Genomic DNA, 26,615 nt, shown 5'->3' on the forward strand with positions numbered 1-26,615 from the left:
GAATGATTAATTTAGTAAATTATTTGTGTTTTTCACGTAAAAAATAGTTAATTACTTTACATGATTAATTTAATTAACTATGTAAGTCTATTTATATCTTCAAAATGTACCTAAATTTGCACTCTTATTTCTTTAAATGAAAAAATATCCCCTTAGATTAGAGAATTAATAAAAAGTTATGTACATGTTCCCCTACTCAAACTTAAGCACTATCGATTAACGTGAACTCGGTTTTTAACTAATTGACTTTCAGTGTTTTGTTTACTTATTTCAGTTATTTTTGTCAAAAAAGGCTAAAAAAGGTTATTTTTGAATAGCTCTACTCAACTTTAACCTCTTTAGCCTTATGTTTGACAAAACTATAAAATTCGACGAAGACCACCTAATCGGTATTTTTTATTTAGTAGATGAGTTCTGTTTACAAGCTCAATCTTATGTATCTAGTAAATGGGTGGGAACAAAAAGCAGTTCCACTTTCACCCCTTCTCCTACTCGTGTTCCCCAGTTATCAGCTAGTGAAATAATGACTATTTTAGTATATTATAATTACTCAGGTTATAAGAATTTTCAATACTATTATCAACGTTTTGTGTGTAACGATTTAGTCCCTTATTTTCCTAAACTTTGCTCCTATAACCGATTTTTAGAATTAATAGAAAGGGTAAGTTTACCTATGTATGTACTCGCCAAACTCCTGTGTGCTAAAAGTGAAGAAACAGGTACTTACTTCATTGATTCTAAGAAAATAGTTGTTTCTGATAATCGTCGTATTCACTCTCATAAAGTGTTCAAAGACATTGCAAAACGAGGAAAAGGGTCAATGGGGTGGTTTTTTGGATTTAAACTTCACTTAGTCATCAATCATTTAGGAGAGGTAATGGCTTTTGAAATTACAGCAGCAAATAAGGCTGATAATAACCACAATCTACTCAAAAATTTATTGAAAAATTTGAAAGGAAATTGCTTTGGTGATAAAGGATATTTGACAAAACTTTGGGAACAACTCTATGAAAAGGGACTTAAAATGATAACTAAAACAAAAAAAAATATGAAGAATCAACTCATCACATTGAAAGAAAAATACACACTTAGAAAAAGAGCCATTATTGAATCTGTAAATGATATTTTAATTTCCGTTTTTGACGTAGAACATTCTAGACATAGGAAGCCTATAAACGCATTTACGCATATGGCAGCTACAATAGTAGCTTATCATTTCTACCCAGAAAAACCTAGAATATTTGTACCTAAATAATACCGAGTTCACGTTCGATTATGACAATGAAAATGATTTTCTTTTACTTACAATGAAAGGAAATATGAATTTTGAAGGATACAAAAATTATTTTTTTGATATTCTTAAAGCTGCTAAAGAATATAATTGTAGGCATTGGATTTATGATTTATCAGAATTTGAATATGACTCTTTACAAGCTAGAATATGGCAGGTTTCTGTTTTTTTACCAAAATGTTTTAGAGAATTAAATCAAGAAATAATAATAGCTATGATTCCCCCTCCTAATCCTATACATAGAATGGGAATTAAGACAGCCATGAAAGCAACTGATATGATGAACTATCCTTATCAACTAAGTTATTTCTCTACTCTTGAAAAAGCTAAAGACTGGACTTTGAGTAAAAAATAAGCAGTAAAATTAGTTGTTTTTATCATATTTTTTTGGCGCATACAAAAAACCGTATGCTTCTGAATCATTTTTTTTATGAGAACGATGATGAACACCATGCGCCCTAACAATGCGTTTGAGATATGCATTTTTGACTTTGATTTTTATAAACGGAATTCTGTTATGTGTCAAAATGTCATGAAAAATAGCGTACATTATTCCATAAAGTGAAATTCCTATTCCCAAGGCTAATAAAATATTCCATTTGGGATAGGTAATTCCTACAATAATCATTACCATAGATTGAACTGAAAAAATAACAGCAAAAATATCATTTACTTCTAGAGTATGATTATGATTGGTATGATGAGATTTGTGCAAAAACCACAAAAAACCGTGCATAATATATTTGTGTGTAAACCAAGCCACACCTTCCATAAAAATAGCTGTAAGAATACTAACGCAGATAATTTGCCAAAGAGATAACATCAGATAAGTTGTGAGTTATAAATTGTGAGTTCTGAATTGAAATGCAATTTCATTTTTGAAATTACTAGATTAATACCATGTAACATAAATTATTTTGTGTAAAACAGGGTTAAAACTCTGTTCAATTTATAATTCTGCCATTGTCAGTAAAATACAAACAAACTTATGTTACAAGGTATTAATAACTTTTGTTTTAAAAAGAAGGTTTTCATTAATTTCAATTTTGTGATTTCTCATTGCATTTACATCTAAATTGCTTTCTGATGTTATAGTAACTTCATCAATTCTACCTTCTAAAATCAGACTTTTAAATTGGTTTTAGCGTCTATCTCTCCAGTTATTTCTACGGTTAAGTTTCAAATCCTGTAATAAACTAGATTTTACACGCAAATCAAGAGAGTAACCACGACGGAAACCAACTGGTGTCCAACTTACACGAAGCTCCCAGCAATGTAAATCTCTATGAATATTAAAAGTAGCATCTGAAAATGTATTGAGTTCTAAATCATAACTAGCATTATAGGCTACCTTCCATTTTGGTGTAACACTCACATCTCCATTAAAAGATAAGTTTTGGCTGGCATTTCCTTCTATCAATCCTGTACGAGAATAATTCCAATTATAACTTACACTTATTGTCCAAGGGACATCAAAATCTACATACAAATTTCTATTCTGATTAATAAAATCTAAATCGGCTTGCGAAATAGCCTGACTACTTGCCTCCTCTTCATTATCACTCTTAAAACCATCTGCTGATAAAGAAGTATTCAAAGAAATAGCTAATGTACTCAGTGTTCCTATACTTGCGCCTTCTGTCCAAGCATATCGATCTATTTTTCTTTGTGTGACGACTAAATTAGTTAGTGTATCTCTAGTTAGAGCTTCATAGGTGTAAGGATCAATCGCCCCTCTGACATTGATACCTATCTTGTTTTTGAATAACGATGTTCTTAGATTGACATTGATATTACCTAAATTAAAAGAATCTGCTGCTAAATTATAAGACGATGAAAAGTCAAAGCTATCTAATAACTTACGTTTTTCATCTTTTCCTTCCTTGGTTTCTACTTTTGCTTCTAAAGTATTACGCAATGAAAAAGAAACTGTTCCAGATTCTCCAGTTGAGGGAGAGCCATAAAGCCCAGTCATACGAGCAATACGCTGCGTTCGTCCATCTTCACTTACTTGTACTTCTTGATAAAAACCAAAACGAGGATCGCTAAAATCAGGTTGATAACTCAGTGAAATAGTTGGAATCATAGTATGACGCAATGCTTTAAACTTTTGACTTTTAAATAAAAAAGTAGAGTAAAAAGTAGTTGTGAAATCTACTGAGGCATTGTAAGAATAAAACTGTGAAATTCCTTGATTAACAATTGTTCTGACAGTATCTTTTTGTGTCCATTCATAGGAATTGCGACTTCCATAAATAACTTGAGTAAAGTTAGCACTAGGATTCATTTTGAAATAACGTAGGAAAGTAACCGAAGTAGAAAGAGGAACTGAATGTTTTAATCCCCATTGCAAATTATCTAGTATTTCAGGCAAATTATCCATATCAAAAGCAAGAGTATCAGATGCTTTACGTTGGTCTGAAGGAATTTTGAAATTGCCTTTTATATTGTTTGTAAGTAAATTAGAAATCTTTGCTTGCCCATCCAAACGATAAGAAAAACCAAGTTGAGCTAATGGAGATTGAGAGTTTTTGACCAACTTTCGAAGTGGAAAAATACGATTCATACTTAAGTTAGCTTGTGGCGAAACATTTGTAATTTTGGACTGTAAGTTTTGGTCATGTCTTAGACTTCCTGAAAATACAAACGGTGTTCCTGTAAATGTTTTATTATAGTTGATGCCTGAATTTACAGAAGCCTGTGTATAATCATTTGGATTAAATGAATTTCGCTCATTAAATTGAGAAGTCATAATATTGACATTAGCAGAAAAAGAAGAAGAACCTCTTGATTTTGGATTGTGTGACCAAGTAAGACGAAAGTCATTACTACTACTCTCATCAATTCCTCGTTCTTGCGCTCTAATAGTATTCATTCTAAAGTCAAAATTACCAGTATAATAATAGCGTTTTGCATAACGACTACGAAGAGAAGCACCATAAACACCCTTTGAATAGGCTTCTCCCAAGAAAGTAAGGTCAATATGGTCGCTAATGGCCCAATAATATCCACCGTCTCTCAAATAAAAACCACGCTCTTGTGTTTCTCCATAACTAGGAATAATTATTCCCGAACTACGAGTTTTTGGAATAGGTAAAAGTCCAAATGGAAAACCAACTGGCGTTGGAATATCCATTATTTCTAGCTGAAAAGGACCTGTAATGATTTGTTTGTTTTCTATCACCTTTAATTTTTTCGAACGAATACGAAAGTGAGGATGAGAAGTATTAGTACAGGTTGTATACGAGCCTTCAACGCCATTAAAATTACCTTCAGCATCACGCTTTCCAGTTTCTAAAAGCAAGAAACCTTCTCCTTCTTTTTTTACAATATCAGTTACAATAGCTCTTTCGCTCACAAAATTATACCTTATTTTTTTTGCTTTATATTCGTCATCTCCTTGTTTGAAAATAGGTGTTTCGGTTAAACCTCCCAATGAATCTTTTAATCCTATGGCTGTCAGTTCGTTTGTATTCCAGTCTAAAGTAATATTATCTGATTTTAAATTAATATTGGTATAATCAATTTCAGACTTTGTATAAAGAATAATTTTTTGAGTTTTGAAGTCATATTTTATCGAATCAGTAGCTGAATAAGTTACAATATCTGTAAAGTCTCCACTTGCAGCAGGACGATTTACTGTATCACTTTCTTCTAAGTCAATAGAATCAAGAGCAGCTTGTTGTTTCAATTCATTGAGTTTGTTTAAGCTATCCAATGAGATAGTAAGAGGTTTTATATCTTGACCATAAGCTGATGAGCCAAAAAATAAGGCAAGAAGGCAACAGAAAATAAATAAAATTCTAAAACGCATAAAACTGTAAAATAGATAAATCAGAAAGGAAAAAGATAATTTCTTTTGTTGTGTGAGTTTGAGTATGTAAAAATACATCAAAAAGACGGTGCAAAGGTAGCAAATGCAATGCTTTTACTCTATTTTAACTGCAATTTAATAGTATTTAATTCTTTAAATTTTCTCCTTTTAGCTTTTTTAGACAAAAAAGCCTTTTATTCAAGTTATTTAAGAGGAAATCAACTCTATTTTCTTTGTAATTATTCATATCAAAATTACGATATAACATAGATGTAAAACAATTTACTTCAAAAACCCTTTATAAACTGTAAAATATATTTTCATAATTTAACTGTTCATTTATTTTTTAATCTTACCCTATTACTTTATGCTCTTACAATTTTTATTACAAGTTCAAGATACAACAGCTACAACTGCAAAAGGACAAATTGATTTATTGACAAAAGGTTATAACACACTTGTTGATAAACTTATAGGTTGGTTTGAAGCTCTTGCTGCTGCACTTCCAAATTTTATATTGGCAATTGTTGTTTTATTGGCTTTTTATTTTTTAGCTAAAGGGGCAAAATCATTAATCAATAAAGTACTTTCAAAATGGGTAGATAATAAAAATTTACTTGATTTAGCCTCACAGATTTTATTTACAATTATTATTTTAGTAGGAATGTTCTTTGCTTTGGGCGTTCTTAACCTTGACAAAACAGTTACTTCACTTTTGGCTGGTGCTGGTGTAATTGGTCTTGCGCTTAGTTTTGCTTTTCAAGATTTGGCTACTAATTTTGTTTCAGGTGTTTTTATCACAATTCAAAAACCATTGCGTGTTGGAGACTTGGTAGAAACAAATGATTATACAGGAATTGTAAAGAGAATTGGTTTGAGAGCGATTGATATTGAAGATTTTAATGGACGTTATATTATTATCCCTTCAAAAGAAGTTTTTCAAAATCCATTAGTCAATTATAACGAAACAAAATATAGAAGAATTAATCTTTCTGTAGGAGTATCGTATGGAGACAATATGAAGGAAGTCAGAAAACTTTTATATAACACTGTAAAAGCTGTAAAAGAAGTAAGTACCTCTCACGCTGATGTTAGAATTGATTTTGATGGTTTTGGAGATAGTTCTATCAATTTTATAGCTCGTTTTTTTATTGATAAAAGTGATGAAAAGTCATATAAAATAGCTGAAGTAGAAGTTGCAACTGCCATAAAAGAAGCCTTTGATGCAAATGATATTATGATTCCATTCCCTATTCGTACCTTGGATTTTGGAATACGTGGAGGCGAAAAGCTCAATGAAGTTTTTACGCTCAATGATGAAAATAAAGAAAATGGCAAGGAACAGAAACAGAACGAGAATGAAAAACAAGCAAATAATAAAAATCAAAATTAATTTTTGAGTTCTCAAAGATGATTATCTATATGTCTGTTGGTGGTTGGTGAGACCTCAACAATGGCAAAAGGGGGTAAACAGGACAGTACCTGCAATGGATGTTCCAATAGCCCAAAGTGTTTCAATTATAGTAGATGCCAAAGTACTTATAATATGTGTCTTGGATATATTTTTATTTTGTTCCATATTTCCCTCCTTTTGTTTGTAGTTTAGTAAATTTGATATAGCTCTTATTATTACCAAAATAGTGATGAAAAAAGTTGTTGGAACAAAACCATTGCGAGGCAAAGCTGCTATCCCTTTCGGGGATTTCTTAAATGTTTTTATGGTTGGTCTAACGTAAAAAAGCATATAAAGTTTGCCAAAGCTTTATATTGAAAGTATAAGTTTAAAAGCTCAAAATACAAGACAACTATATTTAATTCTGCCAAACAAGTTAGAAAATAAAATGAATTCCTGTGTTTCTATTTATAGCTTCTTTAAATAAAGCAATTAATTGTTCTACTAAAGACCATTTTCTCAATTCATTAAAATCTTCAAGAAAGGACAATGATTTTTCTAAAGAATTTTTATCATATATTGCTTCTATCTCATAATCATCAATCATAACACCACTAATTTCATTTATGGAATCTAGTATTTGAGAATGATATAAATAATCTATGTCAAATTGTACAATATCTAATTTTATGAGTTTCAAATCATCAAACCCACCATATTCTAATTTTTCTTCCTCTTCCTTATCAAATGGAACTACTATTACTCTATTTCTCATATTTTGATTTTTAATCTAAAAAAGCATTTCCAAACTAGTTTGCAAAACACTTCCCATGTTTCTTGCTTTCAAAAACTTATCATTTTTATAAAAATCGGCTAACTCTTCTCTAAGCTGAATTACGTTTTCTTTTGGCGAAATGGGTTCTTTTCGCATTGCTTTCAATAAATCTTTTACTGAATGTAACGATGCTTTTATTCGTTGTGCCATAAGCGAACGCTCTTCTTTTTGATATTGCTGAACAGTGGCAGGTGTCATCATATCAATTCCCAACTGAATAATCGGATTATTTTCTTTGAAATATTGAGGCATATAGACAATTCTGCGTCCTTCAAAAGACTGCTGGTCAAAATCTATGGCACGGATTCGATAATGTACTTCCTCAAAATCAGGTGTAATATCAATCACAAAATTATTGGAGTGCATATCTCCCAAAAGACGAACAAAACAACGCTCATTAAACTTTACAAATTCTTTTGCCAAACGAATTTTATTAAATTCTAAATCTTTTAATCTTTCCTTTATAAATTGATACCCAGGGATTCCTGCAATATGTTCTTCTATAAGTGTCTGTTTATGAACCAAGTAATTTATTCTGTTTGGCGAAATCATATCTTCCAATTCTAATCCATAGACACGAGAAGCATCAGCTTGTTTGATATAGTAATAATCAAAATTATCATTGATTTGATTTACAACTCGGACACGAAATGGCTTTGTATTTCCATACGAACACAAATCTACTCTATCGATATACAAATGTTGCATTACCGAAAGGTCGCCATCTGCTTTTAGCATGGCGTAGATTTTCTTCAAACCATCATAAATTTCTTTCATATCTTCTGAGGCATAAAAAACAGTTAGCCACAGCGTATCTTCGCCTTTTTTGTCGTACAAATTTATCGAACTTGTAAAACGGGTAAGGTCAGAATAAGAAACAGGAATATCAATTTCTTTTTTATACTCTATCAAAAATTTACGCAACGGCTCATTGATAGGATAAATTATTTTTTTCTTTTTAATCAGAGTCATATAAATAAATTTAGAAGTCAGATTTTAGAAGGTAGAATGAATACAAATTTAGAGTCATTGAAATTTAATGCTCACTGGTTACTGATTCAATCCTCTTCAAATATTTCTTTCAGAACAGTCAGCGAACGAATATATCCAAAATCTTCTAAATGATTTCTGTAAAAAGCCAAAATCCAATATAAGAACATTCGACGCATTTTTCCATTCATGGGTAAATAATCGCTGTATTCTAGTTTCATAAGTGCATTTACATAATCAGTTGTCATTTTATTGACTTCAAATTGAGGAGGTTCTAATTCAAAAAATGCTTCTGCTGAATCCATTCCAAAACCCAAAAAAGGAATTAATTTTAATAAAAATTGAATGTGGAAATTTTCATATTCTGATTCTACATCATCTAAAAAAATCATGCTTTTTAATAGAAAATTAAACAGTTCTTCGTTTGCTCCTTCTTCTTGTAAGGCTTTTCTAAGAATTTCTGTCAAAAATAAAGCAATACTAGATTTTTTTGGTTCAAAGGGAAGGCTTCTAAAAGGATGATCAATGGAAGAATCTGAAATACGCAATAATCCTTTATTTTCTTTGTAATAAATTACTAAATCTAAAATAGTGAGAGGTTGATAAAGAGCCATTTTTCGTGCGCTTGTTTTGCTTTTTTGTCGTACTCCATTTATGATATAAGAATTTAAGCCGAATTTTTTGGTGAATATTCGGCAAATGATAGAAGTTTCGCTATATCTTGTAAATCCTAAAACGATTCCTTGTGTTTTTTCTAACATGAAACAAAATTATAAAATGATTTTTCTGATTTAATTATTCGCTATTTGGTAATTATTTGTAAGTTACGTTTTGTTTTATGAGAAAAAAATGCGTTTTTAGTAAAGCTAATAGCAAACTACTACTTTTTCTGTTTTAGTAAGAGCTATTTTCTTTAAAATATCCTACACACAAATAATTTCTATTTTTACTCCTACTGTGCAAAAACTTGAATATAAATTTTTATTTTTTATTCCTCTCTTGTCTTTCTTATTTTTTATAGGAAATTCGACTCTTGTTTTTGCGCAAAATGATATTTATCAGCACCATACACATCAAGAAGGAGAACGAATTCATTTAGAGTTTTTAGAAAATACACAGTCAAAAACTAGCTTTGATGAGCTTACTATTTATGAAATAGAAAAACTAACTACTTATTTTGTTCCTATCCAATCTATGTATTTGAATCTTGGCTTTGAAGAAAGCGCACAATGGATTCGTGTCAAGATTCCTCCTCATGTAGAGAATAAAATTTTTTATTTAGAACTAGAATATCCATTATTAGATAGTGTTTCACTTTTTTATAAAGATACTATTTCTGATTCTTGGCATGTTAAACACAGTGGCGATATGTTGCCATTCTATCAAAGAGATATTAATTATCACAATCTAATTTTCAAGATTCCTGTTTCGAAGGATAGTGTTTCGTACTATTTTCGTGTCAAAACAAAAGGTAGTTTGCAAGTTTCGGTAAAGCTTTGGAATGAGAGTAATTTATTTGAGGAAATATTAGGTGAACAATTTATTTTTGGAGGTCTTTTTGGCATTTTTATGGTTTTGGCAGCTTATGGATTTCTGATTGGAAGCCTTCTCAAAACTCGTTCTTATTTATACTATGCTATGTTAGTGCTTTCAGCAGCTCTTTTTTTGTCTGTTTTTAATGGTTATGCATTTCAATATTTGTGGGCAACTGCACCTGATTGGGGAAATCAAGCTTTGCCTTTTAGCATTGGGGTTCTTACTGTTTCAGCACTTAATTTTACACAGCTTTTTCTACTTACACGAAAACATGCTCCTGTTTTACAGAAACTAATGCAATTTTCTTCTCTCATTGGGGGTATTGTAGCAAGTATTGTGTTTATAGGATATTATAATCTTCTTACTCAAATTGTAGTTGGCAATGCTGTTTTTGCTGCTAGTTTAGTTCTTTATACAGCTGTTATTACTCGTGCTAGAGGTTTTGCTTATTCTCGTTTTGTAGTTTCAGGTTCGTATCTTTTTTCTATTGGGATTTTACTTGCTGTTTTGAAATCTTTCGGAATTGTAGATACTACTTTTATTACTAAACACGGAATAGAACTCGGTACAGTTTTTTATCTTTTATTATGTGCTGTTTCCTTAAATGACCGTTATACACTTCAAAAAAATACTAAAAAGGAAGAGACAGAAGACACAGAACAAGAATATAAAAAATAGTAAAAAGAAAAATCAGATAACCTCACGATTATCTGATTTTATTATATAACTTATAAATTGCTTACCAATTATTTTGCAGTTACACCTTGATACATAGTCTTACGAAGTTCTTTTATAGATTCGTCTGTGATGTATTCGTCATAGGTCATCATTCTGTCAATGAGTCCGTTTGGAGTAATTTCAATAATACGATTAGCAACAGTTTCTGTAAACTCGTGGTCATGAGAAGTAAAAAGAACGCTTCCTTTAAAACTCTTCAAACCATTATTGAAAGCTGTAATAGATTCCAAATCTAAGTGGTTGGTAGGCTCATCTAAAACCAAGGCATTTCCACGCTGTAACATCATTCTTGAAAGCATACAACGTACTTTTTCACCACCTGAAAGTACATTTGAAGATTTTAAGGCTTCTTCTCCTGAGAAAAGCATTCTACCCAAAAATCCACGTACAAAAGTTTCATCTCTTTCTTCTTCTGTCTTTGTATATTGACGAAGCCAATCTACAAGATTCAGATTATCTGTAAAATAATCATGATTTTCATTTGGCAAATAAGTTGGTGTAATGGTTACACCCCATTTTACAGTTCCTTCATCAGCTTTTAGTTCGCCCATCAAAACTTGAAAAAATGCAGTAACAGCCAAACTATTTTTTGACAAAACAGCTACTTTATCATGTTTGTTGATAGAAAGATTGATGTCGTGAAAAAGACGATCACCATCAGCAGAAGTTTTGGATAACTTTTCTATTTCTAGGATAATATCTCCAGCTTCACGTTCTTGGTCAAAAATAATTGCAGGATATTTACGTGTAGAAGGCTGAATATCTTCAATATTGAGTTTTTCCAACATTTTCTTACGGCTAGTTGCTTGTTTCGATTTGGCAACATTGGCAGAAAAACGAGCGATAAACTCTTGTAATTCTTTCTTTTTATCTTCTGCTTTCTTGTTTCTATCATTTCTCTGACGAAGTGCAAGCTGACTTGATTCGTACCAGAATGTATAGTTTCCTGTGTGCATTTGAATTTTTGCAAAATCAATATCAACGATATGCGTACAAACTGTATCTAAAAAGTGTCTATCGTGAGAAACTACAATAACTGTATTTTTGAAATTTGCTAGGAAATCTTCCAACCACATAACTGTTTCAATATCCAAGTCGTTGGTAGGCTCATCTAGTAAGAGTACATCAGGATTTCCAAAAAGAGCTTGCGCCAAAAGAACACGTACTTTTTCTGTTCCGTCAAGTTCATTGACTAATTTGTAATGCTTATCTTCCGTAATTCCTAAGCCACTCAAAAGATTGGCTGCGTCACTTTCAGCATTCCAACCATCCATTTCTGCAAATTTTGCTTCTAATTCAGCAGCTTTATTTCCATCTTCTTCTGAAAAATCAGGCTTTTGATAAATAGCATCTTTTGCTTGCATAATATCCCACAAAGGACGGTGTCCCATCAAAACAGTATGCAAAACAGGAATCTCATCATATTCGAAGTGATTCTGTTTCAAAACTGCCATACGTGCCCCTGGTTGCATAGAATAGCTACCACGAGTAGGGTCAATTTCTCCAGAAATAATCTTCAAGAAAGTTGATTTTCCTGCTCCATTTGCACCAATGACACCATAACAGTTGCCATTTGTGAACTTTAAATTTACTTCATCAAATAAAACACGCTTACCAAACTGTAAGCCTAAATTTGAAACATCTAACATAGAAGGAATTTATGATTATATAAAATGCTTTAATTACAATTATAAAATTTTTTGATATAAAACATTTTTTGCGAATAATTCGATTGATTAAACTATTGAATATGAATAACTTACCACTAAAAGTAAGTCGTTTTTTCAAAGCACAAAGGTACAAAATTATTTTGATTTTTTTATTTTAGACGCTTACAATTTTATTACCCAACTTAGAAAGTTTATGATAACCCTTATTTGCTATTTTCTAAAATTCTGAAATGAAAATAATGTGGGGTTTCTACTACTGTTTTATGAGGGTAGTTTTAGTTTCTTGTCGAAGCTCATTTTCAGAAGGAATATTTGCCATACCAATCATAAATATAATTTCTTTATTCAATTCCAAACGAGTAACATTTGCTAAAAGAGAAAGTTCTTTTTTATTTCTTGTAGTCGCTTTATAGACGTGGTACATTACTTTTTCACTGTCTCTTTTGGCATGTTTATTAAGTCCACGCAAATCAGGCACAAATTTACTAATTGGATTTCCTAACAATTCTTCTTTATTAAACTCTAAAAGTTGTGCAAAAGAATAGTTAATTCTTAAAAGTCTTCCAGAAGGATCAACAAAAGCAAATGCTTGATTACTATTTTCAAAAATATGATCTTTTTCTTCTACTTGTGATTTCACTTCTACTAATTGTCTCTCTAACTCTTCACGAGTTGCCATTAGTTCCTCTGTGTTTTGGCGAAGCTCTTCTTCTTGTGCGCTCATTTGTTGTGCTGAATAATTACTCTTTTCTAATAAATTTTTCATTTTTTCAGCATTTGCTACACTTGAAATAGAAGCAGCTAATATTTCAGCCGTACGTTCAACTAATCTAATTTCTACTTCTGTCAATGTATTAAAAGCAGCTATTTCTAATACCCCTAATACTTTTTCTTGAGCTTTTAATGGCACAACCAATACACTATTTGGCTTTGCTTCTCCTAAACCAGCACTAATTTGAGTATAATTATCTGGAATATCTGTCATAAATATTCGTTCTGCATCTTGAAAAACTTCTCCTAAAATTCCTTCATCACTTCTGACTTCTTTCTCTATAAATTTTTTCCTTCCATACGCATAAGCAGAACGCAAGATTAATGTTTTTTCTTGATTTGAAGGAAGAAATATTGCTCCTTGTTGTGCATCTATATATTTTACTAAATTGGAAAGAAGTTCATCACAAAGTACCTGCATATTTTCAGTGTGTTTTCGAATTACTTGCCCCATTTCTACAACACCTTGATTTTGCCAATTTCTTTCATATTCAGTTTTGGCTACTTCTTCCAAGCTAAGTTTCATTTTATGTAAGGCCTCGCCTAGTTCTGAATCAATTGGAAAAATGTCAATTTTCTTCTTAAAATTTCGTTTTCCAACCTCTTGTGCAAAGTCTTTTACTTCTTCTAGTCCTTGTGTCAGTTTTCGAATGTCAGTTAAAGTCTGTCCAAATTCGGTAGGGAGTATAATAACAGAAGAAGGTATTTGTCCTATTGAAAGTGAATGTATGTATTTGTGGGTTAGGTTTAAACCTTCCAATACCTTTTTTAAGGCTCTTCTACCCAAAAAATAAGTGGTAATGATAATAATAAGAAAAAGAGGAATAGCAAAGTAATTATTTTTTATAATTTTATTATTCAAAACTTCTCTTGCTTCAATTTCTTTATTTTTTTCATCTAAAATTAGTAGTTCTATACTCTTATTGATAGTTTTGATTAAACCTATCATATCTATCCGAAGATAATTTTTGAGAGGATCTCCTTTTTCTGAAAATTTTCTTAGGTGATCATACTTCGTATTGAGCTGATTCATTATAGGTTTGATTTCCAATACTGTTTCTACTTCTCCTTTTGATAATGTTTGGATAGAGTCAAAATGAACTACTGCATTATCAAAAACATCTAAAGCTGTCCGATAATACAACTCCTCATTATTTGGAACTGTATCATATTGTGCATAAAGTTGCAACAACATAAAAGAATAATTGATAGAATTTCGTAACTCACTAGCATGATATTTCATACTTCGCATTTTATACAAATCTTCATGCTCTTTAAAAAGAGAATTTCCTCTCCAAATGACAAGCAAAAGAGTACAGGCTAACATAATTATAATTAGTATGTACGAAAATTGAATAGTTCCTGAAAGTGATGAGAGTGAAAAGCGTTTTTGCATTAGTATATTAAATCACAAAAATTGAGACATGCATTTGCTACTAGTAAAAATTAAAAATAGAGCAAATTTCAAAAATATTTATCCAAATACACTACAATATACAATTAGTTTTTTAAAGTGCCTAAAATAATTTGTCTATCTTGCTATCTAAAATAAGCTGTTTTTAACTCCTTCAAAACAGTATCAACTAAAAATAGCATTTTAATAAAACTGATTGTAAATACAATTTCTAAATTAATTTTATTCTGAACTTATGCCAAATTTGCCACAAACCAACGATTTAAAAGATTTTCAAACTTATATAAAAGAACTTTGTGTTGAAAGAGGGTGGGACAAAAATTCGCCTTCACAGCTTTTTTTACTCTTGACAGAAGAAATTGGAGAAGTAGCAAAAGCAATTCGAAATCATACCAATTTGCATACTCAAAAAACACAAGACACAGAAGAAAAACAACAAAAAACAAAAGTAGAACTAGCTTCCGAACTTGCTGATGTTCTCAATTATCTTTTAGATATTTCAAATCATTTTGATATAGATTTGGCACAAGCTTTTTTAGACAAAAATAAAGAAAATGAAAATAGAGAATGGAATTCTTAACTTTATTGATTCTTAGAACTGAATTCCTATTCCAGAGGTAACTTCATAATTCCATTTTTCGATAGGAATGACAGGTGCAGCATCGTAATAAGGAATAAAATGAAGGTTAAACGAAATATGTTTTGAAATTTTTGCTCTAAAATTAGCATCGCCAATAATACGGGGATGAAAAAATCTATCAAAACGAGCTTGATAATAAGCAATAAACATTAGCTCTGAATTTTTATTAAATTTTGCATGCAAATTTATATAATTGGTAGACTTTACAAGACGAGTAAGTGCATAACTTTCTTTCAAATTCCATTCTTCCCATTCATACATTGCACCTGTTCCAATGGCAATATCTAAATTTTCTGAAGCTTTCAGAGACAAACGTGGTGTTGCGCCTAAAAGTCCACGATTTATAAGTCCTCTTGTTTCATTGTACTGATACTGTGTAAAAACCTCAGCCGAAAGTTTGTTTTTTCTCCAAAAATTGGTTCTATGATGAAAATAACCTTCACTAATCACATTTTTGCCTTCTGATTTGATAAGATTAATATGTCCTATCCAAATATAAGCATGTTTTGGTGTCATTAAAAGTAAATAATCATCATTATCAATTTGTAAAACGGTATTTTGTTGGCGTGTCAAATCAAAACCAAAAATAAAATTCCCTCTCCAAACTGTCGAATCAGTGGTCTTTATTTCTTGTCTTTCTTTTTCTATATTCAATATTTGTGCAGAAAGACTTGTTTGTAGTAGAATAAAGAAACAGACTGTAAAAACTATTTTTTTTAAGAAACTCATATACTAATTGTTTTTAACAGACACGAATGCCTGTTTTATTAAATTAAATAGAAAAAAGGCTTCTATTTCTCAACTTAGCAAGTAAGTTAAAAAATAAAAGCCTTTTTATATAAATTTATAATAGAACTTTTTATCATTTAGAATGATAGCTCTAAAAGAAATCTACATTTCTTCGTCTTGCATTTGCATTTTCTGACGATAAGCTGCACGGATTTTTTCAGTACGACGGCTAATTGATGGTTTTTCGAAGTAGTTACGGCTACGAACTGTACGTAATACACCTGCTTTTTCGAATTTCTTTTTGAAACGTTTTAGAGCCTTGTCAATAGACTCGTTGTCTTTTACATTGATAGATAACATATAAAATGAGTTTTATTAAATGAAATAAATGAGTTTTAAATTTTTTCTATAATTAATTATGCTTAATTAAGTAGAGAAAAATAATATTTTTTATTCTAATAATTCTAAAATAATTAGAATTAAATAGAATTTATAAAGTTTTATAGTTGTGTAATTATCTCCTAATAACTACTTTTTAAGTTGTTTTCTGTATTAAAACTTTTCATTAAAATAACTTGCAAATTTTATGCAATTATTATTTTAACGGATTGCAAAGGTAGTTTTTATCTCTCTTTTTTACAAATTTGTTGTGCTATAATTTTGTGTTTTTTTGCAAAAAAATAAGAGTGGAATTTTTAGTTCTATTCTTTTGCTAGAAATAGGATTTTCCTTACAGTTAATTGTTCTCTAAACCTGAATTTTTATTAAAAATTTCTTCTTTACCTAATTGATTCTTAAAAAATAGATTAGAAAGTAGATAAGTAGTAGATTTTATCGCATTTTTGTAAAAAATTACTTCAAACTATTTTACATGAAATCATTTCCTTTATTCGTTATTTTTCTATTGATTAGTATTTCTGTATTTTCTTCTTGTGGAAAGAAAAATAAAAGTACAGATTATTCTTTTGTGTCTTCAACTGTTCCTGACAGTATCTTGCCTAGAGAAACATTTGTACAAATAATTGCTGATATTCTAACAGCTGAATCTGCCGTAGTACAGCAATATGATCCTAATGAGTCCAAACTTATGCGTTTTGAAAAATATAGATATAATATCTATAAAAAATACGATTTAGATTCAATCTCTTTTAGGAGAAATTACAATTATTATATGAAAGTACCCAAACGTTCTGAACTTTTTTTGTTTATTGTAGAGGATACTTTAGAAGCTCGTAAAGCATCTTTGAGCGATTCTCTAAAATTGAAATAATGTTTTTTTTAAGCAGAACAATCAAATTTGGCTAAATTAAACCACAACATATACCATTTTCCGTTAATAGAAGTAAATCCAATTTCTAGATAATCATCTGTCAATACAACTACATGACTCACTTTTTTATCTGTTTGTTTAGCAAATTCTTTTTCTTTTTCTGAGTGGACTTTTTCAATGATATTCTCATTGATTTCTATCCCTTTTTCTATTTCATTAAATGAAACTGTTTTTTGATAAAATGTTCCTTCTTTTGAAAAAACTTCACAGTCAAACTTTGGACTTTCTTCATTCTTTGGGTTTTTTCCATTAAATTGTTTGAAATAAGGTTCTAAGTGAGGAAGTTGTTCATATACTTCATCTAAATCTGTAAAATGTTCGACAAGAGAAATTGCCCCTGGTTTGTGATTAACATAAAAACCTAACTGGGGATGAATATATTCTTTAAGTTCGTTGTCTGATGAAATGGCTAAAAATTTTTCAAGCACTTGCTCAAATTCATTTTTTTTTACAGAAGTATTAGAAGAAGCTGCTAATAATACTTTTTCAGAATTTATCTGTTCCCAGCTATCATTTGTATCCGAACAGCTAGAAAAAGGAAGTATAGTTAGAATACAAAAAACAGAAAGAAAAAATCTAAATCTTCCCCTTATACCAAGGGAGTAAAATTTATACACAGGTTTGTGAAGAATATTCATAATTGTTTATTTAGGATAGGTTTTTTTCTACTGAACGTATATTACAAAAAAAAGTTTATAGGATTTTACAAAGCAAAAAAATATTAATACTTTTTTATTTATAAAAAGTGTAAAAAAATAAAAATAGAACTCTACTTACTAGGCAAATGGTTTTTAAAATACTGCATTTATTATAATTTGAATTGTGGTTTGCTTTTTTTGAAAAAAACTTTTTAAAAATTATCAAATTTTAATCCAGCCACTTAATTCTAAAATTGCTTTGACTTTTAATAAGTACTCCATAAAATATTTTCAACTATTTTCGAACTCTAATTACCAAATTAGAGTTTATTTGTTTTTAGATACTACAATCACAGATTAAAAAGGTAATTTTACAATAAATTATAAAACCCTTGCCGTTGTCGGTATTTCTACCGACGATTTTCAACAAAAAATTTATGAAAGGACTCATTTTGCGCTCAACAGGTTTATGGTACGATGTTTTGGCAGACGATAATCACAGATATAGAGGTCGTTTGCGAGGAAAGTTAAGATTAAATAATGATAGAGTAACCAATCCGATAGCTGTTGGCGATAGAGTACAAATCGTGTTGGAAGACAAAGATGAAAACACTGTTTTGATAGAAAAAATAGATAAAAGAACAAATTATATCAACCGTCAATCTCCTAAAAAAGATGGATTTGCTCATACCATTGCAGCCAATCTTGACCAAGCAATTGTAGTTGTTACCCTCGCTATGCCTCGTACTTCACCTGGATTTATAGACCGTTTTTTAGTGGCAGCAGAAGCATTTCGAATTCCGGGAGTTTTGATTTTTAATAAAATAGATTTACTTTCAGAAGAAGAATTATTTGTTCAATCCAAAATGATGCAGCGTTATGAGCAAATCGGATATACTTGTATGGCTATTTCTGCAACAGAAGATGAAGATATTACAAAAATTGAAAATATTTTGAAAGACAAAGTTTCTTTGGTTTCAGGACATTCAGGAGTAGGAAAATCAACACTTTTAAATCGTCTTTCTCCAGAAATTACTCAAACTACCCAAGAAGTTTCGGATTATACAGAAAAAGGTCTTCACACCACTACTTTTTCAGAAATGTTTGAAATCTTTGAAAATACCTTTGTTATCGATACCCCAGGTATAAAAGAATTAGGTCTTATGAATATGGAAAAAGCAGAAATCAGCCATTATTTTCCAGAAATGAGAGAGCTTTTAAATCAATGTAAGTACGACAATTGCCTTCATTTGAGAGAACCACAATGTGCTGTTATTGCAGCCGTAGAAAGTGGTGATATTGCAAAAAGTAGATACAATAGTTATCTTTCTATGATGGAAAATGATGATAACAGAAGGTAATTAAATCATTATGCTTAATCACAACGGAAAAATTTATCAAGACAAAAACACACTTCTTTTTTCTGCACAAAATAGAGCTTTTAGTTATGCTGATGCACTTTTTGAAACGATTCGAATTGTGAAAAGTATAAAAAATAAGTCAATAAATTATTCTATTCCGTTATGGGATTATCATTTCAAACGTCTTTCGAAAGGAATGGAAGCATTTGGATATGATAAATTAGAAAGCGATTTTTTGAAAGATGAGATTCTGAAAACGGTATATTTAACAATTCCTATAAATATAGGTAAAAATGGAGTTGCTGATTTTAAAGCTCGTTTGACCGTTTTTAGAAGTGAAGGTGGACTGTATACACCAACAAGTTCAACACCTGAGTTTGTAATTGTATTACAAGAAATCCCTAAAATAAATTTTTTAAGTAAAAACAGTAACGACTTAGAAACAATACAAAAAAGCTATATTTTTTTTGATGAATTACCTCTTTTTCCTTCTGCTTTTTCTCCTTTCAAAAAAGCAGATGCACTTCCTTATGTTTTGGCAGGAAAATACAGAAAAGAGCAACAGGTAGATGAAGTTTTTTTATTAAATAATCAAAATAGAATTGCAGAAGCAGGAGCTGCAAATGTTTTTATTTTGGATAGGAAATTATCTAAAAAAAGAAACAAAGAAAATAATCAATTTCATTTTATTACTCCTCCGTCTTCTGAAGGTGGTGTAATGGGAACAATGAGAAATTATCTATTAGATAGACAATTAAAGAATTATAGTAAGACAAAATTTGAAATTTCTATTGAAGAAAAATCAATTACAAAGCAAGAGTTAAATCAAGCAGAAATTATCTTTACTACAAATGCTGTTCAGTCTATTCAAATTATCAAGATTACAACTCAAAAGCAGCTTGAAATAATGATTGATTGGATAAATGAAGTAAATCATATTTTTTGCCCCTAGTTGAGTATAAAATATCATACAGTTTCTAATAGGATATTTTATTATAAATTTCCTAAAAAGCTACTCAAAACCTGCCAAGTCAGATAAACACTTCCTCCTACAAACCCAGCTAACAGCACTAAAAAGCCTATTGCAGCAAACCAAACCACATATTTACTAGATTCAGTATGTTTTCCAGAAGTATAATATTCTTTCAAAATATCTACATTTCTTCTGTTAGATTTGAAAGCAACATCAAGAAAATCTCCTAGAAAAGGAAACAAACCTACTAAATAATCAAATGTAATATTTCCCAAAATCTTAGTCAAAACAGGTAAACTTACGCCATGACGAACAATCGCCAAAACCATAGAAGCAGAAATAGCAAAACCCAAAAAATCTCCTACCACAGGCACAAGTCCTATAAGTGGATCAAGTCCAAAGCGAAAATTTGTCGCAGGAATTTTGAAAATATCATCTAAAGCTGTCGAAGTTTTATCTATCCAAGCAAGTTCTTTCGGAAGTTCTTTCTCCATTTTTGTCTGACTAAGCTGAGTTTGTTTTTTCATAAAAATTAGAAAATGATATAATTTGATTTTGAACAAATCTTTGTTAGAATAGATTTATCTTTATAGATATTTTTCTAAAAATAACAAAAACTATTCAAATAGTAGTATTCATTATGAAGACCAAATCAAACTTTTTAATATACGGTGCTTACGGTTATACAGGTGAGCTTATTTCAGAATTAGCTGTCAAAAACGGACTCAAACCTATTTTAGCAGGAAGAAATGTGGAAAAAACACAAGCCTTAGCCAACAAATTAGGTTTAAAATGGATTGCTTTCGAAGCTAAAGACAAAACGGCTGTCAAACTTGCACTGCAAAATGTAGATGTCTTGCTCAACTGTGCAGGTCCTTTTACACAAACAGTAAAAGAATTTGTTCCTGCTTGTATTGCTACAAAAACACATTATTTAGATATTACAGGTGAAATTGATGTTTTTGAGTATGTCAAAACACAAGACCAAGCAGCCAAAGAAGCAGGAATTATGATTATGTTAGGAGTTGGTTTTGATGTTGTTCCATCAGATTGTTTGTCTAAATTTTTGAAAGATGAATTGCCAACAGCTACACATTTAGAGCTTGCCTTTATGGGCTTAGGAGGCGTTTCACAAGGAACAGCACTTACCATGGTAGAAAATGCAGGTGAAGGAGGAATGATTCGTGAAAAGGGAAAAATCAAAAAAGTAAAAACAGCTTATGAGGTCAGAACAATAGATTATGGAGTTAAAAAAATGACTTCCGTCACTATCCCCTGGGGTGATGTTTCGACAGCTTTTCATTCCACAGAAATTCCAAATATAAAAGTCTTTATGGCACAACCTCCAAAGGCTATCAAAGCAATGGAAGTAAGTGGTTATTTTTCGTTGGTGCTAAAAAATGATTTTGTGAAAAGTTTTATTAAAAAGAAAATCAAAGCAGGAGAAAAAGGACCTAATGAAGAAAAAAGAAACTCTAATAATAGTTATTTGTGGGGCAAAGTAATGGATGGGATAAATACGGTGGAAGCTAGGTTAATTACACCAGAAGGTTATAAACTCACTTCGATTACTTCTTTATTAATTACTGAAAAGATTTTGAATGGAGATTTTAAAATAGGTTATCAAACTCCGTCTAGTGCATATAGCAAGAATTTAATTTTGGAAGTAGAAGACACAGAAATGACTGTTGTTTAGAGATTGTATTTTTTTTGTCTGTCATAAAATAGAACAGAAATTCATAAGGAGAGACTTATTAGAAGCATAATAGTTGCATTTGGAAAAAACATCGTATGTTCAGTTTAGCTTTGCTGAGGGCTACGTCGTTCTCAGCGAAGCTAAAACGAACGCACACTATTTTAATAATTTCGCTAAATTGTCGGAAGAGCCATAAATTTTAACCTATCTTGATTCGCTTTTAGTGTACTTGAAAGCCAATAGTTTCCTTATTTTTATTTTTTCAAAAAACTATTTTGAGTTACTTCATTAATAATTTCTTGCGTATTTTTTCTACTGATTGCTATTTTCTTGTCTTTGATTATTATTTGATTACCTTCGATACTCTCAACAGCATTTTTGGAAATAATAAATGACTTTTGAACACGTAAAAAATCTTTTTTGGGAAGCTCTTCTTCTGCTTTTTGTAATGTTAGATAAGTCACAAACACTCCTCTTTTTTCTGTCTGAATTTCTATATAATTACGTTTTGATTCAATAAAAAGAATTTCCTCAAAATTAATTTTCTCTAATCGATTATCTATTTTGATAAAGAAAAAAGTAGCTAATTTTTGATTTTCTATTTTATAAGCATCATCAATTCGTTTTTGTAACTTGTGAGCAGATTTCAAAAAACGTGAAAACGAAATAGGTTTAACTAAATAATCTAACACATCAAGCTGATAACCTTCTAATGCATATTCAGAATAAGCTGTGTTCAGAATTACAAAAGGACGTTTTTCAGTAGGCACAGAGCGTAAAAAATCAATTCCTGAAAGTTCTGGCATATTTATATCCAAAAAGATAACATTTACAGAAAGAGAATTTAATTTTTCTATTAATTCTAAAGCAGATTCACACGTTCCAACAAGTTCTAAAAACGGAGTTCTTTTTATATATTCTGCTAGTCCTTCTCGTGCTAAAGGCTCATCATCTACGACTAAACAAGTGATTTTTTTATTCATTTTTGAGTAAGTTGAAAGTGTTCAATGGGGACATCACATCGACAAGAGTAAGATAAGAGTTTTGTTATAAAAGTTTTTAAATACCGTTGTTGGTATTTTAGTGAAGCGACACCAACAACAGCATTCGATAATTTGCTATACATCTTAATATCATTATCTGTTTAAAAGTTATTTTCCAAATCCAATTCCAAAATTGAAATATAGGTATTTGAATTTTGTTGAAAAGAAAGACAGTGTTTTTTTGGATAAAGTAATTCTAATCTTCGTGCTAAATTTTGTTGCCCTATTCCTCCCTTCTTTGAAATTTTATTTTGTGTTTCTAATTTAACATCTGAATGGCTATTTTCTACTGAAAAGAATAAATTATTTTCTTTGATTTTTAAAATAATAGTAATGAAATTTTGTTTTTCCTTTTCCATCGAAACCCACTTACATGCATTTTCAACCAAAGGCAAAAAAAGTAATGGCGCAACTAAAATGCTTTTATTTTTTACATCTAAGTGAGTTTGAATTTTGACTCTTTTGCCTTTTCTTAAACTTTCCATAGCTAGATAATTTTTGAGATAATGTATCTCTTGCTTTAGTTCTACCTTTTCAGTTGTGCAGTCATAAAGTTGATAGCGCAACATTTCAGAAAAGATAAGTAATGATTCTTGAGCTTCTTCTTGTGATTTTGTTACTTGAAAATAAATACTATTGAGAGCATTAAATAAAAAATGAGGATTAAGTTGAGCCTTTAGAAAACGAACTTCGTTTTGTAGTTTTTCTTTTTCTAATTCTGTGTTTCGTTTTTCTGCTTTTCGTCGTTCTTGTAAGCCTTTCCACGCCATAAAAATAGCCATAATCCAAAAAGTAGAAAGAAAAAATTGTTTAAACCAATTTCTAGGAAGCCAAATCCAACTATAATTTTCTTGGTTAAATTTTAAAGCCAAAAACATTCCTAAAGAAATTATACTACTAAAAAATAGCAAATTAACGAGCGATAAAAAAAATAGCAAAATATACTTTTTAGTCTGAAAATAACGAGGTAACAAAACATAAATTCCTATGTATGAAGCTGCTGCATGTCCAATTAAAAAAGAAAAATTTATCAAAAATAATTGCCAAAAAGGAGCTTCTTTTTCATAACTAACTATCGCCCAAAAGACAGAATACACTACCCAAAAAAGAATATGCCCTTTGTGTTTTTTTAGAAAATTGATAGTCTTTTGATTCATTTTTTAAAATTTTTTTATAAAATTCTTTGCATTTTTTTCTATTAAATAGCCTCCTACTATCGAAACGAGTAGTGTTCCAATCATTACAACTACCCAAAAAAACTCAAAACGGATAAAACGAGTAAAAACTTCTGCCACAAAAGCAGCATAAAGTCCCACAACTGACCAGCTCATAAAACGATAATGAAAACGTATTTTGTTAGACCATTTCAAAATCATGGGCAACATTCCAAATGTTAGACTCATTAAACTGATTACAGAAAAGAAATGAAACATAGAAAAAGAACCAAAATTATAAATTCCAAAAGCAGTTCCGTTGAGAAAAAGCATAGCAACTACATAAACGTAACCGATTTTTTTATGAGAGCTATTTCCTTTATGTCCTTTCAAAATAACAAAAAGTCCTGTTATCATAGCGATAATAGCAGCAATTAAATGAACTGTTCCTACTGGACTATGAATAATATTTGTGAAAATCATACTATGTAAAGTTTAAATGTTATTATTTTTATCAACTGTGAGGCTTCATTTCTCCTATTCCAAACCAAAACTAAATTGTAAAAATAAGTTAGAAAGGGTAGAAGAAGGAGCATTCTCAAACGAACGATTAGCAATTTGCCATTTTTGAGAAGGAGCATATTGATAACCAACTTGAAAACCCATGACACTTCTTTGTGCTTTGTATTCAAATTGTAAGGTCGTTTTGAGATAAAAACTACCTGTTTTTAGTTGTAGCGTTTGAGCTTGTTCTAGTGCTTGTGAAAAATTTGTAACTACTAAATTATTTCTATTTGATGATAAAATAATTGATTCTCCTCCTAATCCTATTAAAGGCAAAATATGTATTTTAGAGTTTGGATTGAGTAAATAACTTGTATAAATATTTCCTCCAAAGCCTTTTAAATCAGTATTTTTGTTATTATCTGCATTTGAGTTTTGGATATAATTTCCTTCCCCTCCTACTTTGAAACGACCAAACCAACCATAACCACCTGCTCCAAAAACGTGTGTAATTTCTTTGGAAGAAGCAAAATCAGAAAAGTTAAGTTGGGAGTTTATTTGAGAAAAATTTTGATTTCTAAAACCTTGCAATAGATACAAACCTCCCGCTCTTTTTCTATTAATTGATGTAGCATTTTGAGAAAATGAAATTGTTATACACATTCCATAAAAAACTAAGGTAAGAACATACCAAATAGTAAATTTTAGTTTTTTCATTATTGTCTGTTTTTTTAGAGTGATTGAATAACTTACTCTAAATTCTGACTTTCTATTTACTTAGACTAATATTTTATACCAAAAGCTATTTTGAGAGGACGAAAAGTAAAATACTAACCCAAATCAATTATTTTCCGTTATATTGCTTAAATAATAAATCAAAATTACCTTTTACTAAAAAACACCTTAATATATATGGCTAATTCAAGAAATAAATCCTCAATATCTCCCAAAACAGTCTTTTTTGGAATCGGAACTTTTGTTGTTATTATAGTTGCTCTCGTGTTTTTATTCAGAACTTTTGTAGTTGTTGAATCTGGACAAATTGGTGTAGTGGCTAATTTTGGGGCAGTTCAAGATATTTTACTTCCCGAAGGAATGCATGCTGTGAATCCTTTCGTTTCGACGGTTATTCAGCTTGATGTACGTGTTCAGAAAATGGAAGCATCTGCATCTGCTTCTTCTAAAGATTTGCAACCTGTTACTTCTAAAGTAGCACTTAATTTCTTTTTATCTAAAGAAAAAGCAAATGTTATTTATAGAGATTTAGGACTAGATTATAAGCGAACCATTATTGAACCCGTTATCCAAGAATCTATAAAATCGGCTGCTGCTCGTTATACAGCTGAAGAATTGATTACAAAAAGACCTGCTGTAAAAGAAGACGTATACGAGTATATAAAAAAGCGTCTTGCTCAAAATAATATTATCGTTACTGATTTTTCAATTATAGATTTTAATTTTTCACCAGAATTTAACTCGGCTATTGAATTAAAACAAATTGCAGAACAAAAAGCATTAACTGCTCTCAATGATTTGGAGCGTATTCGTACAGAAGGCGAGCAAGAAAGAGTACGAGCGCAAGCACAATCTGACGCACAAAAATTACTTCAATTATCATTAGATGACGAACTTTTGAGATTGAAAGCTATCGAAAAATGGGATGGAAAACTGCCTGTTATTTCGGGTGGTGGAGAAACTTTTGTAGATGTCGCAGATATTTTGAAGTCGAATCGTAAATAAATAGAGTTTATAAAATAGTATGTTCAGTTTAGCTTCGCTGAGGACTACGTCGTTCACAGAACTGAATAAAATGTTTCCTCATAAGTCTAATGTTTTTATAAATAATACTTATGAGGAAATGAATAAACAAAGACGAATTCATATTTTTTTGTGAAAATGCCCTGTTTCAATATAATAAGTTCAGAACAATTTTATTGTAAAGAATTATTTTATCAGATTATATATTTACTCTATTATTTTGAATTATTAATCAATAAATATAATTTTAATACTATTTATTTGTGTTTTTTTGATTAAAAAAGTGAGTTTAACAATTATTTAACATTGAATTTGTAGATTTATTTGGATAATAAAA

25 protein-coding genes are annotated in these 26,615 nt (G+C 30.3%); 10 read left to right on the forward strand and 15 right to left on the reverse strand.

What is annotated here, in order from left to right; genetic code table 11:
• Positions 1-346: 346 nt before the first annotated feature.
• Together V9L04_RS18120 and V9L04_RS18125 are read left to right on the forward strand one after the other, a co-directional pair.
• A complete protein-coding gene (locus tag V9L04_RS18120; protein ID WP_338790429.1) occupies positions 347-1,255 on the forward strand; it encodes an IS982 family transposase in 909 nt (302 codons plus the stop codon).
• Positions 1,256-1,307: 52 nt separating this feature from the next.
• On the forward strand, positions 1,308-1,646 hold the full coding sequence (locus V9L04_RS18125; RefSeq protein ID WP_338791333.1) for a hypothetical protein: 339 nt from the start codon (positions 1,308-1,310) through the stop codon (positions 1,644-1,646).
• Between the two features lie 9 nt (positions 1,647-1,655).
• On the opposite strand, the gene V9L04_RS18130 is transcribed toward V9L04_RS18125, so the two are convergent.
• Positions 1,656-2,114 (reverse strand): beta-carotene hydroxylase, encoded by a 459-nt coding sequence (locus V9L04_RS18130; RefSeq protein ID WP_338791334.1) that lies wholly within the window; start codon positions 2,112-2,114, stop codon positions 1,656-1,658.
• Between the two features lie 318 nt (positions 2,115-2,432).
• Positions 2,433-5,105 (reverse strand): putative LPS assembly protein LptD, encoded by a 2,673-nt coding sequence (locus V9L04_RS18135; RefSeq protein ID WP_338791335.1) that lies wholly within the window; start codon positions 5,103-5,105, stop codon positions 2,433-2,435.
• Positions 5,106-5,472: 367 nt separating this feature from the next.
• Here V9L04_RS18135 and V9L04_RS18140 point away from each other — a divergent pair, with 367 nt between their 5' ends.
• On the forward strand, positions 5,473-6,498 hold the full coding sequence (locus V9L04_RS18140) for a mechanosensitive ion channel (protein WP_338791336.1): 1,026 nt from the start codon (positions 5,473-5,475) through the stop codon (positions 6,496-6,498).
• Positions 6,499-6,934: 436 nt separating this feature from the next.
• On the opposite strand, the gene V9L04_RS18145 is transcribed toward V9L04_RS18140, so the two are convergent.
• The 3 genes from V9L04_RS18145 to recO all read right to left on the reverse strand — a co-directional run bounded on the left by V9L04_RS18145 (position 6,935) and on the right by recO (position 9,084).
• On the reverse strand, positions 6,935-7,273 hold the full coding sequence (locus tag V9L04_RS18145) for a hypothetical protein (RefSeq protein ID WP_338791337.1): 339 nt from the start codon (positions 7,271-7,273) through the stop codon (positions 6,935-6,937).
• Positions 7,274-7,288: 15 nt separating this feature from the next.
• Positions 7,289-8,305, reverse strand: coding sequence for a hypothetical protein (locus V9L04_RS18150; protein WP_338791338.1), 1,017 nt, complete (start codon positions 8,303-8,305; stop codon positions 7,289-7,291).
• A gap of 86 nt (positions 8,306-8,391) precedes the next feature.
• Positions 8,392-9,084, reverse strand: a complete 693-nt coding sequence (gene recO, locus V9L04_RS18155; protein ID WP_338791339.1) for a DNA repair protein RecO — start codon at positions 9,082-9,084, stop codon at positions 8,392-8,394.
• A gap of 196 nt (positions 9,085-9,280) precedes the next feature.
• Between recO and V9L04_RS18160 the strand changes: the two genes are divergently transcribed.
• Positions 9,281-10,537 carry a 7TM diverse intracellular signaling domain-containing protein gene (locus tag V9L04_RS18160; RefSeq protein WP_338791340.1) on the forward strand — a complete coding sequence of 419 codons (1,257 nt, stop codon included), beginning with the start codon at positions 9,281-9,283 and terminating at the stop codon, positions 10,535-10,537.
• A gap of 68 nt (positions 10,538-10,605) precedes the next feature.
• On the opposite strand, the gene V9L04_RS18165 is transcribed toward V9L04_RS18160, so the two are convergent.
• Together V9L04_RS18165 and V9L04_RS18170 are read right to left on the reverse strand one after the other, a co-directional pair.
• Positions 10,606-12,246 carry an ATP-binding cassette domain-containing protein gene (locus tag V9L04_RS18165; RefSeq protein ID WP_338791341.1) on the reverse strand — a complete coding sequence of 547 codons (1,641 nt, stop codon included), beginning with the start codon at positions 12,244-12,246 and terminating at the stop codon, positions 10,606-10,608.
• Positions 12,247-12,520: 274 nt separating this feature from the next.
• Positions 12,521-14,434, reverse strand: a complete 1,914-nt coding sequence (locus V9L04_RS18170) for a GAF domain-containing protein (RefSeq protein WP_338791342.1) — start codon at positions 14,432-14,434, stop codon at positions 12,521-12,523.
• Between the two features lie 253 nt (positions 14,435-14,687).
• Between V9L04_RS18170 and V9L04_RS18175 the strand changes: the two genes are divergently transcribed.
• The gene (locus tag V9L04_RS18175) at positions 14,688-15,032 is read left to right on the forward strand and encodes a MazG nucleotide pyrophosphohydrolase domain-containing protein (protein ID WP_338791343.1); all 345 of its coding nucleotides are present in this window, start codon (positions 14,688-14,690) and stop codon (positions 15,030-15,032) included.
• 12 nt (positions 15,033-15,044) lie between these two features.
• Here the strand turns inward: V9L04_RS18175 and V9L04_RS18180 are convergent, their stop codons facing one another.
• Together V9L04_RS18180 and rpsU are read right to left on the reverse strand one after the other, a co-directional pair.
• Positions 15,045-15,821 (reverse strand): hypothetical protein, encoded by a 777-nt coding sequence (locus tag V9L04_RS18180; RefSeq protein ID WP_338791344.1) that lies wholly within the window; start codon positions 15,819-15,821, stop codon positions 15,045-15,047.
• A 162-nt stretch (positions 15,822-15,983) separates the two neighbouring features.
• On the reverse strand, positions 15,984-16,181 hold the full coding sequence (gene rpsU, locus V9L04_RS18185) for a 30S ribosomal protein S21 (RefSeq protein ID WP_338791345.1): 198 nt from the start codon (positions 16,179-16,181) through the stop codon (positions 15,984-15,986).
• Positions 16,182-16,692: 511 nt separating this feature from the next.
• Between rpsU and V9L04_RS18190 the strand changes: the two genes are divergently transcribed.
• Positions 16,693-17,091 (forward strand): DUF4296 domain-containing protein, encoded by a 399-nt coding sequence (locus V9L04_RS18190; protein ID WP_338791346.1) that lies wholly within the window; start codon positions 16,693-16,695, stop codon positions 17,089-17,091.
• 8 nt (positions 17,092-17,099) lie between these two features.
• On the opposite strand, the gene V9L04_RS18195 is transcribed toward V9L04_RS18190, so the two are convergent.
• Positions 17,100-17,789, reverse strand: a complete 690-nt coding sequence (locus V9L04_RS18195; protein WP_338791347.1) for a hypothetical protein — start codon at positions 17,787-17,789, stop codon at positions 17,100-17,102.
• 437 nt (positions 17,790-18,226) lie between these two features.
• On the opposite strand from V9L04_RS18195, the gene rsgA reads away from it, so the two are divergent.
• On the forward strand, positions 18,227-19,150 hold the full coding sequence (gene rsgA, locus V9L04_RS18200; protein WP_338791348.1) for a ribosome small subunit-dependent GTPase A: 924 nt from the start codon (positions 18,227-18,229) through the stop codon (positions 19,148-19,150).
• A 10-nt stretch (positions 19,151-19,160) separates the two neighbouring features.
• A complete protein-coding gene (locus tag V9L04_RS18205) occupies positions 19,161-20,102 on the forward strand; it encodes an aminotransferase class IV (RefSeq protein ID WP_338791349.1) in 942 nt (313 codons plus the stop codon).
• 41 nt (positions 20,103-20,143) lie between these two features.
• Here V9L04_RS18205 and V9L04_RS18210 read toward each other — a convergent pair whose 3' ends face one another.
• The gene (locus V9L04_RS18210) at positions 20,144-20,650 is read right to left on the reverse strand and encodes a DUF4112 domain-containing protein (protein WP_338791350.1); all 507 of its coding nucleotides are present in this window, start codon (positions 20,648-20,650) and stop codon (positions 20,144-20,146) included.
• 113 nt (positions 20,651-20,763) lie between these two features.
• Between V9L04_RS18210 and V9L04_RS18215 the strand changes: the two genes are divergently transcribed.
• Entirely contained in the window at positions 20,764-21,819 is a 1,056-nt protein-coding gene (locus tag V9L04_RS18215) for a saccharopine dehydrogenase NADP-binding domain-containing protein (protein ID WP_338791351.1), read from the forward strand.
• Between the two features lie 254 nt (positions 21,820-22,073).
• Here V9L04_RS18215 and V9L04_RS18220 read toward each other — a convergent pair whose 3' ends face one another.
• The 4 genes from V9L04_RS18220 to V9L04_RS18235 all read right to left on the reverse strand — a co-directional run bounded on the left by V9L04_RS18220 (position 22,074) and on the right by V9L04_RS18235 (position 25,237).
• On the reverse strand, positions 22,074-22,802 hold the full coding sequence (locus V9L04_RS18220) for a LytTR family DNA-binding domain-containing protein (protein ID WP_338791352.1): 729 nt from the start codon (positions 22,800-22,802) through the stop codon (positions 22,074-22,076).
• 161 nt (positions 22,803-22,963) lie between these two features.
• Positions 22,964-24,019, reverse strand: coding sequence for a histidine kinase (locus V9L04_RS18225; protein ID WP_338791353.1), 1,056 nt, complete (start codon positions 24,017-24,019; stop codon positions 22,964-22,966).
• 3 nt (positions 24,020-24,022) lie between these two features.
• Positions 24,023-24,499, reverse strand: coding sequence for a DUF2306 domain-containing protein (locus V9L04_RS18230; protein ID WP_338791354.1), 477 nt, complete (start codon positions 24,497-24,499; stop codon positions 24,023-24,025).
• A gap of 54 nt (positions 24,500-24,553) precedes the next feature.
• Entirely contained in the window at positions 24,554-25,237 is a 684-nt protein-coding gene (locus V9L04_RS18235) for a hypothetical protein (RefSeq protein ID WP_338791355.1), read from the reverse strand.
• Positions 25,238-25,432: 195 nt separating this feature from the next.
• Between V9L04_RS18235 and V9L04_RS18240 the strand changes: the two genes are divergently transcribed.
• Positions 25,433-26,260 carry a prohibitin family protein gene (locus V9L04_RS18240; RefSeq protein WP_338791356.1) on the forward strand — a complete coding sequence of 276 codons (828 nt, stop codon included), beginning with the start codon at positions 25,433-25,435 and terminating at the stop codon, positions 26,258-26,260.
• Positions 26,261-26,615: the final 355 nt, after the last annotated feature.

The sequence above is a fragment of the Bernardetia sp. MNP-M8 genome, from assembly GCF_037126285.1.
GTDB lineage: Bacteria > Bacteroidota > Bacteroidia > Cytophagales > Bernardetiaceae > Bernardetia.

What these genes read in the sequence shown, in the direction of transcription:
- V9L04_RS18145 (WP_338791337.1), bottom strand. Translation starts at nt 7,273, where the DNA reads ATGAGAAATAGAGTAATAGTAGTTCCATTTGATAAGGAAGAGGAAGAA.
- V9L04_RS18230 (WP_338791354.1), bottom strand. Translation starts at nt 24,499, where the DNA reads ATGATTTTCACAAATATTATTCATAGTCCAGTAGGAACAGTTCATTTA.
- V9L04_RS18180 (WP_338791344.1), bottom strand. Translation starts at nt 15,821, where the DNA reads ATGAGTTTCTTAAAAAAAATAGTTTTTACAGTCTGTTTCTTTATTCTA.
- V9L04_RS18195 (WP_338791347.1), bottom strand. Translation starts at nt 17,789, where the DNA reads ATGAATATTCTTCACAAACCTGTGTATAAATTTTACTCCCTTGGTATA.
- V9L04_RS18190 (WP_338791346.1), top strand. Translation starts at nt 16,693, where the DNA reads ATGAAATCATTTCCTTTATTCGTTATTTTTCTATTGATTAGTATTTCT.
- recO (WP_338791339.1), bottom strand. Translation starts at nt 9,084, where the DNA reads ATGTTAGAAAAAACACAAGGAATCGTTTTAGGATTTACAAGATATAGC.
- V9L04_RS18140 (WP_338791336.1), top strand. Translation starts at nt 5,473, where the DNA reads ATGCTCTTACAATTTTTATTACAAGTTCAAGATACAACAGCTACAACT.
- V9L04_RS18130 (WP_338791334.1), bottom strand. Translation starts at nt 2,114, where the DNA reads ATGTTATCTCTTTGGCAAATTATCTGCGTTAGTATTCTTACAGCTATT.
- V9L04_RS18175 (WP_338791343.1), top strand. Translation starts at nt 14,688, where the DNA reads ATGCCAAATTTGCCACAAACCAACGATTTAAAAGATTTTCAAACTTAT.
- rpsU (WP_338791345.1), bottom strand. Translation starts at nt 16,181, where the DNA reads ATGTTATCTATCAATGTAAAAGACAACGAGTCTATTGACAAGGCTCTA.
- V9L04_RS18215 (WP_338791351.1), top strand. Translation starts at nt 20,764, where the DNA reads ATGAAGACCAAATCAAACTTTTTAATATACGGTGCTTACGGTTATACA.
- V9L04_RS18205 (WP_338791349.1), top strand. Translation starts at nt 19,161, where the DNA reads ATGCTTAATCACAACGGAAAAATTTATCAAGACAAAAACACACTTCTT.
- V9L04_RS18150 (WP_338791338.1), bottom strand. Translation starts at nt 8,305, where the DNA reads ATGACTCTGATTAAAAAGAAAAAAATAATTTATCCTATCAATGAGCCG.
- V9L04_RS18125 (WP_338791333.1), top strand. Translation starts at nt 1,308, where the DNA reads ATGAAAGGAAATATGAATTTTGAAGGATACAAAAATTATTTTTTTGAT.
- V9L04_RS18235 (WP_338791355.1), bottom strand. Translation starts at nt 25,237, where the DNA reads ATGAAAAAACTAAAATTTACTATTTGGTATGTTCTTACCTTAGTTTTT.
- V9L04_RS18120 (WP_338790429.1), top strand. Translation starts at nt 347, where the DNA reads ATGTTTGACAAAACTATAAAATTCGACGAAGACCACCTAATCGGTATT.
- V9L04_RS18210 (WP_338791350.1), bottom strand. Translation starts at nt 20,650, where the DNA reads ATGAAAAAACAAACTCAGCTTAGTCAGACAAAAATGGAGAAAGAACTT.
- V9L04_RS18240 (WP_338791356.1), top strand. Translation starts at nt 25,433, where the DNA reads ATGGCTAATTCAAGAAATAAATCCTCAATATCTCCCAAAACAGTCTTT.
- rsgA (WP_338791348.1), top strand. Translation starts at nt 18,227, where the DNA reads ATGAAAGGACTCATTTTGCGCTCAACAGGTTTATGGTACGATGTTTTG.
- V9L04_RS18225 (WP_338791353.1), bottom strand. Translation starts at nt 24,019, where the DNA reads ATGAATCAAAAGACTATCAATTTTCTAAAAAAACACAAAGGGCATATT.
- V9L04_RS18135 (WP_338791335.1), bottom strand. Translation starts at nt 5,105, where the DNA reads ATGCGTTTTAGAATTTTATTTATTTTCTGTTGCCTTCTTGCCTTATTT.
- V9L04_RS18170 (WP_338791342.1), bottom strand. Translation starts at nt 14,434, where the DNA reads ATGCAAAAACGCTTTTCACTCTCATCACTTTCAGGAACTATTCAATTT.
- V9L04_RS18220 (WP_338791352.1), bottom strand. Translation starts at nt 22,802, where the DNA reads ATGAATAAAAAAATCACTTGTTTAGTCGTAGATGATGAGCCTTTAGCA.
- V9L04_RS18165 (WP_338791341.1), bottom strand. Translation starts at nt 12,246, where the DNA reads ATGTTAGATGTTTCAAATTTAGGCTTACAGTTTGGTAAGCGTGTTTTA.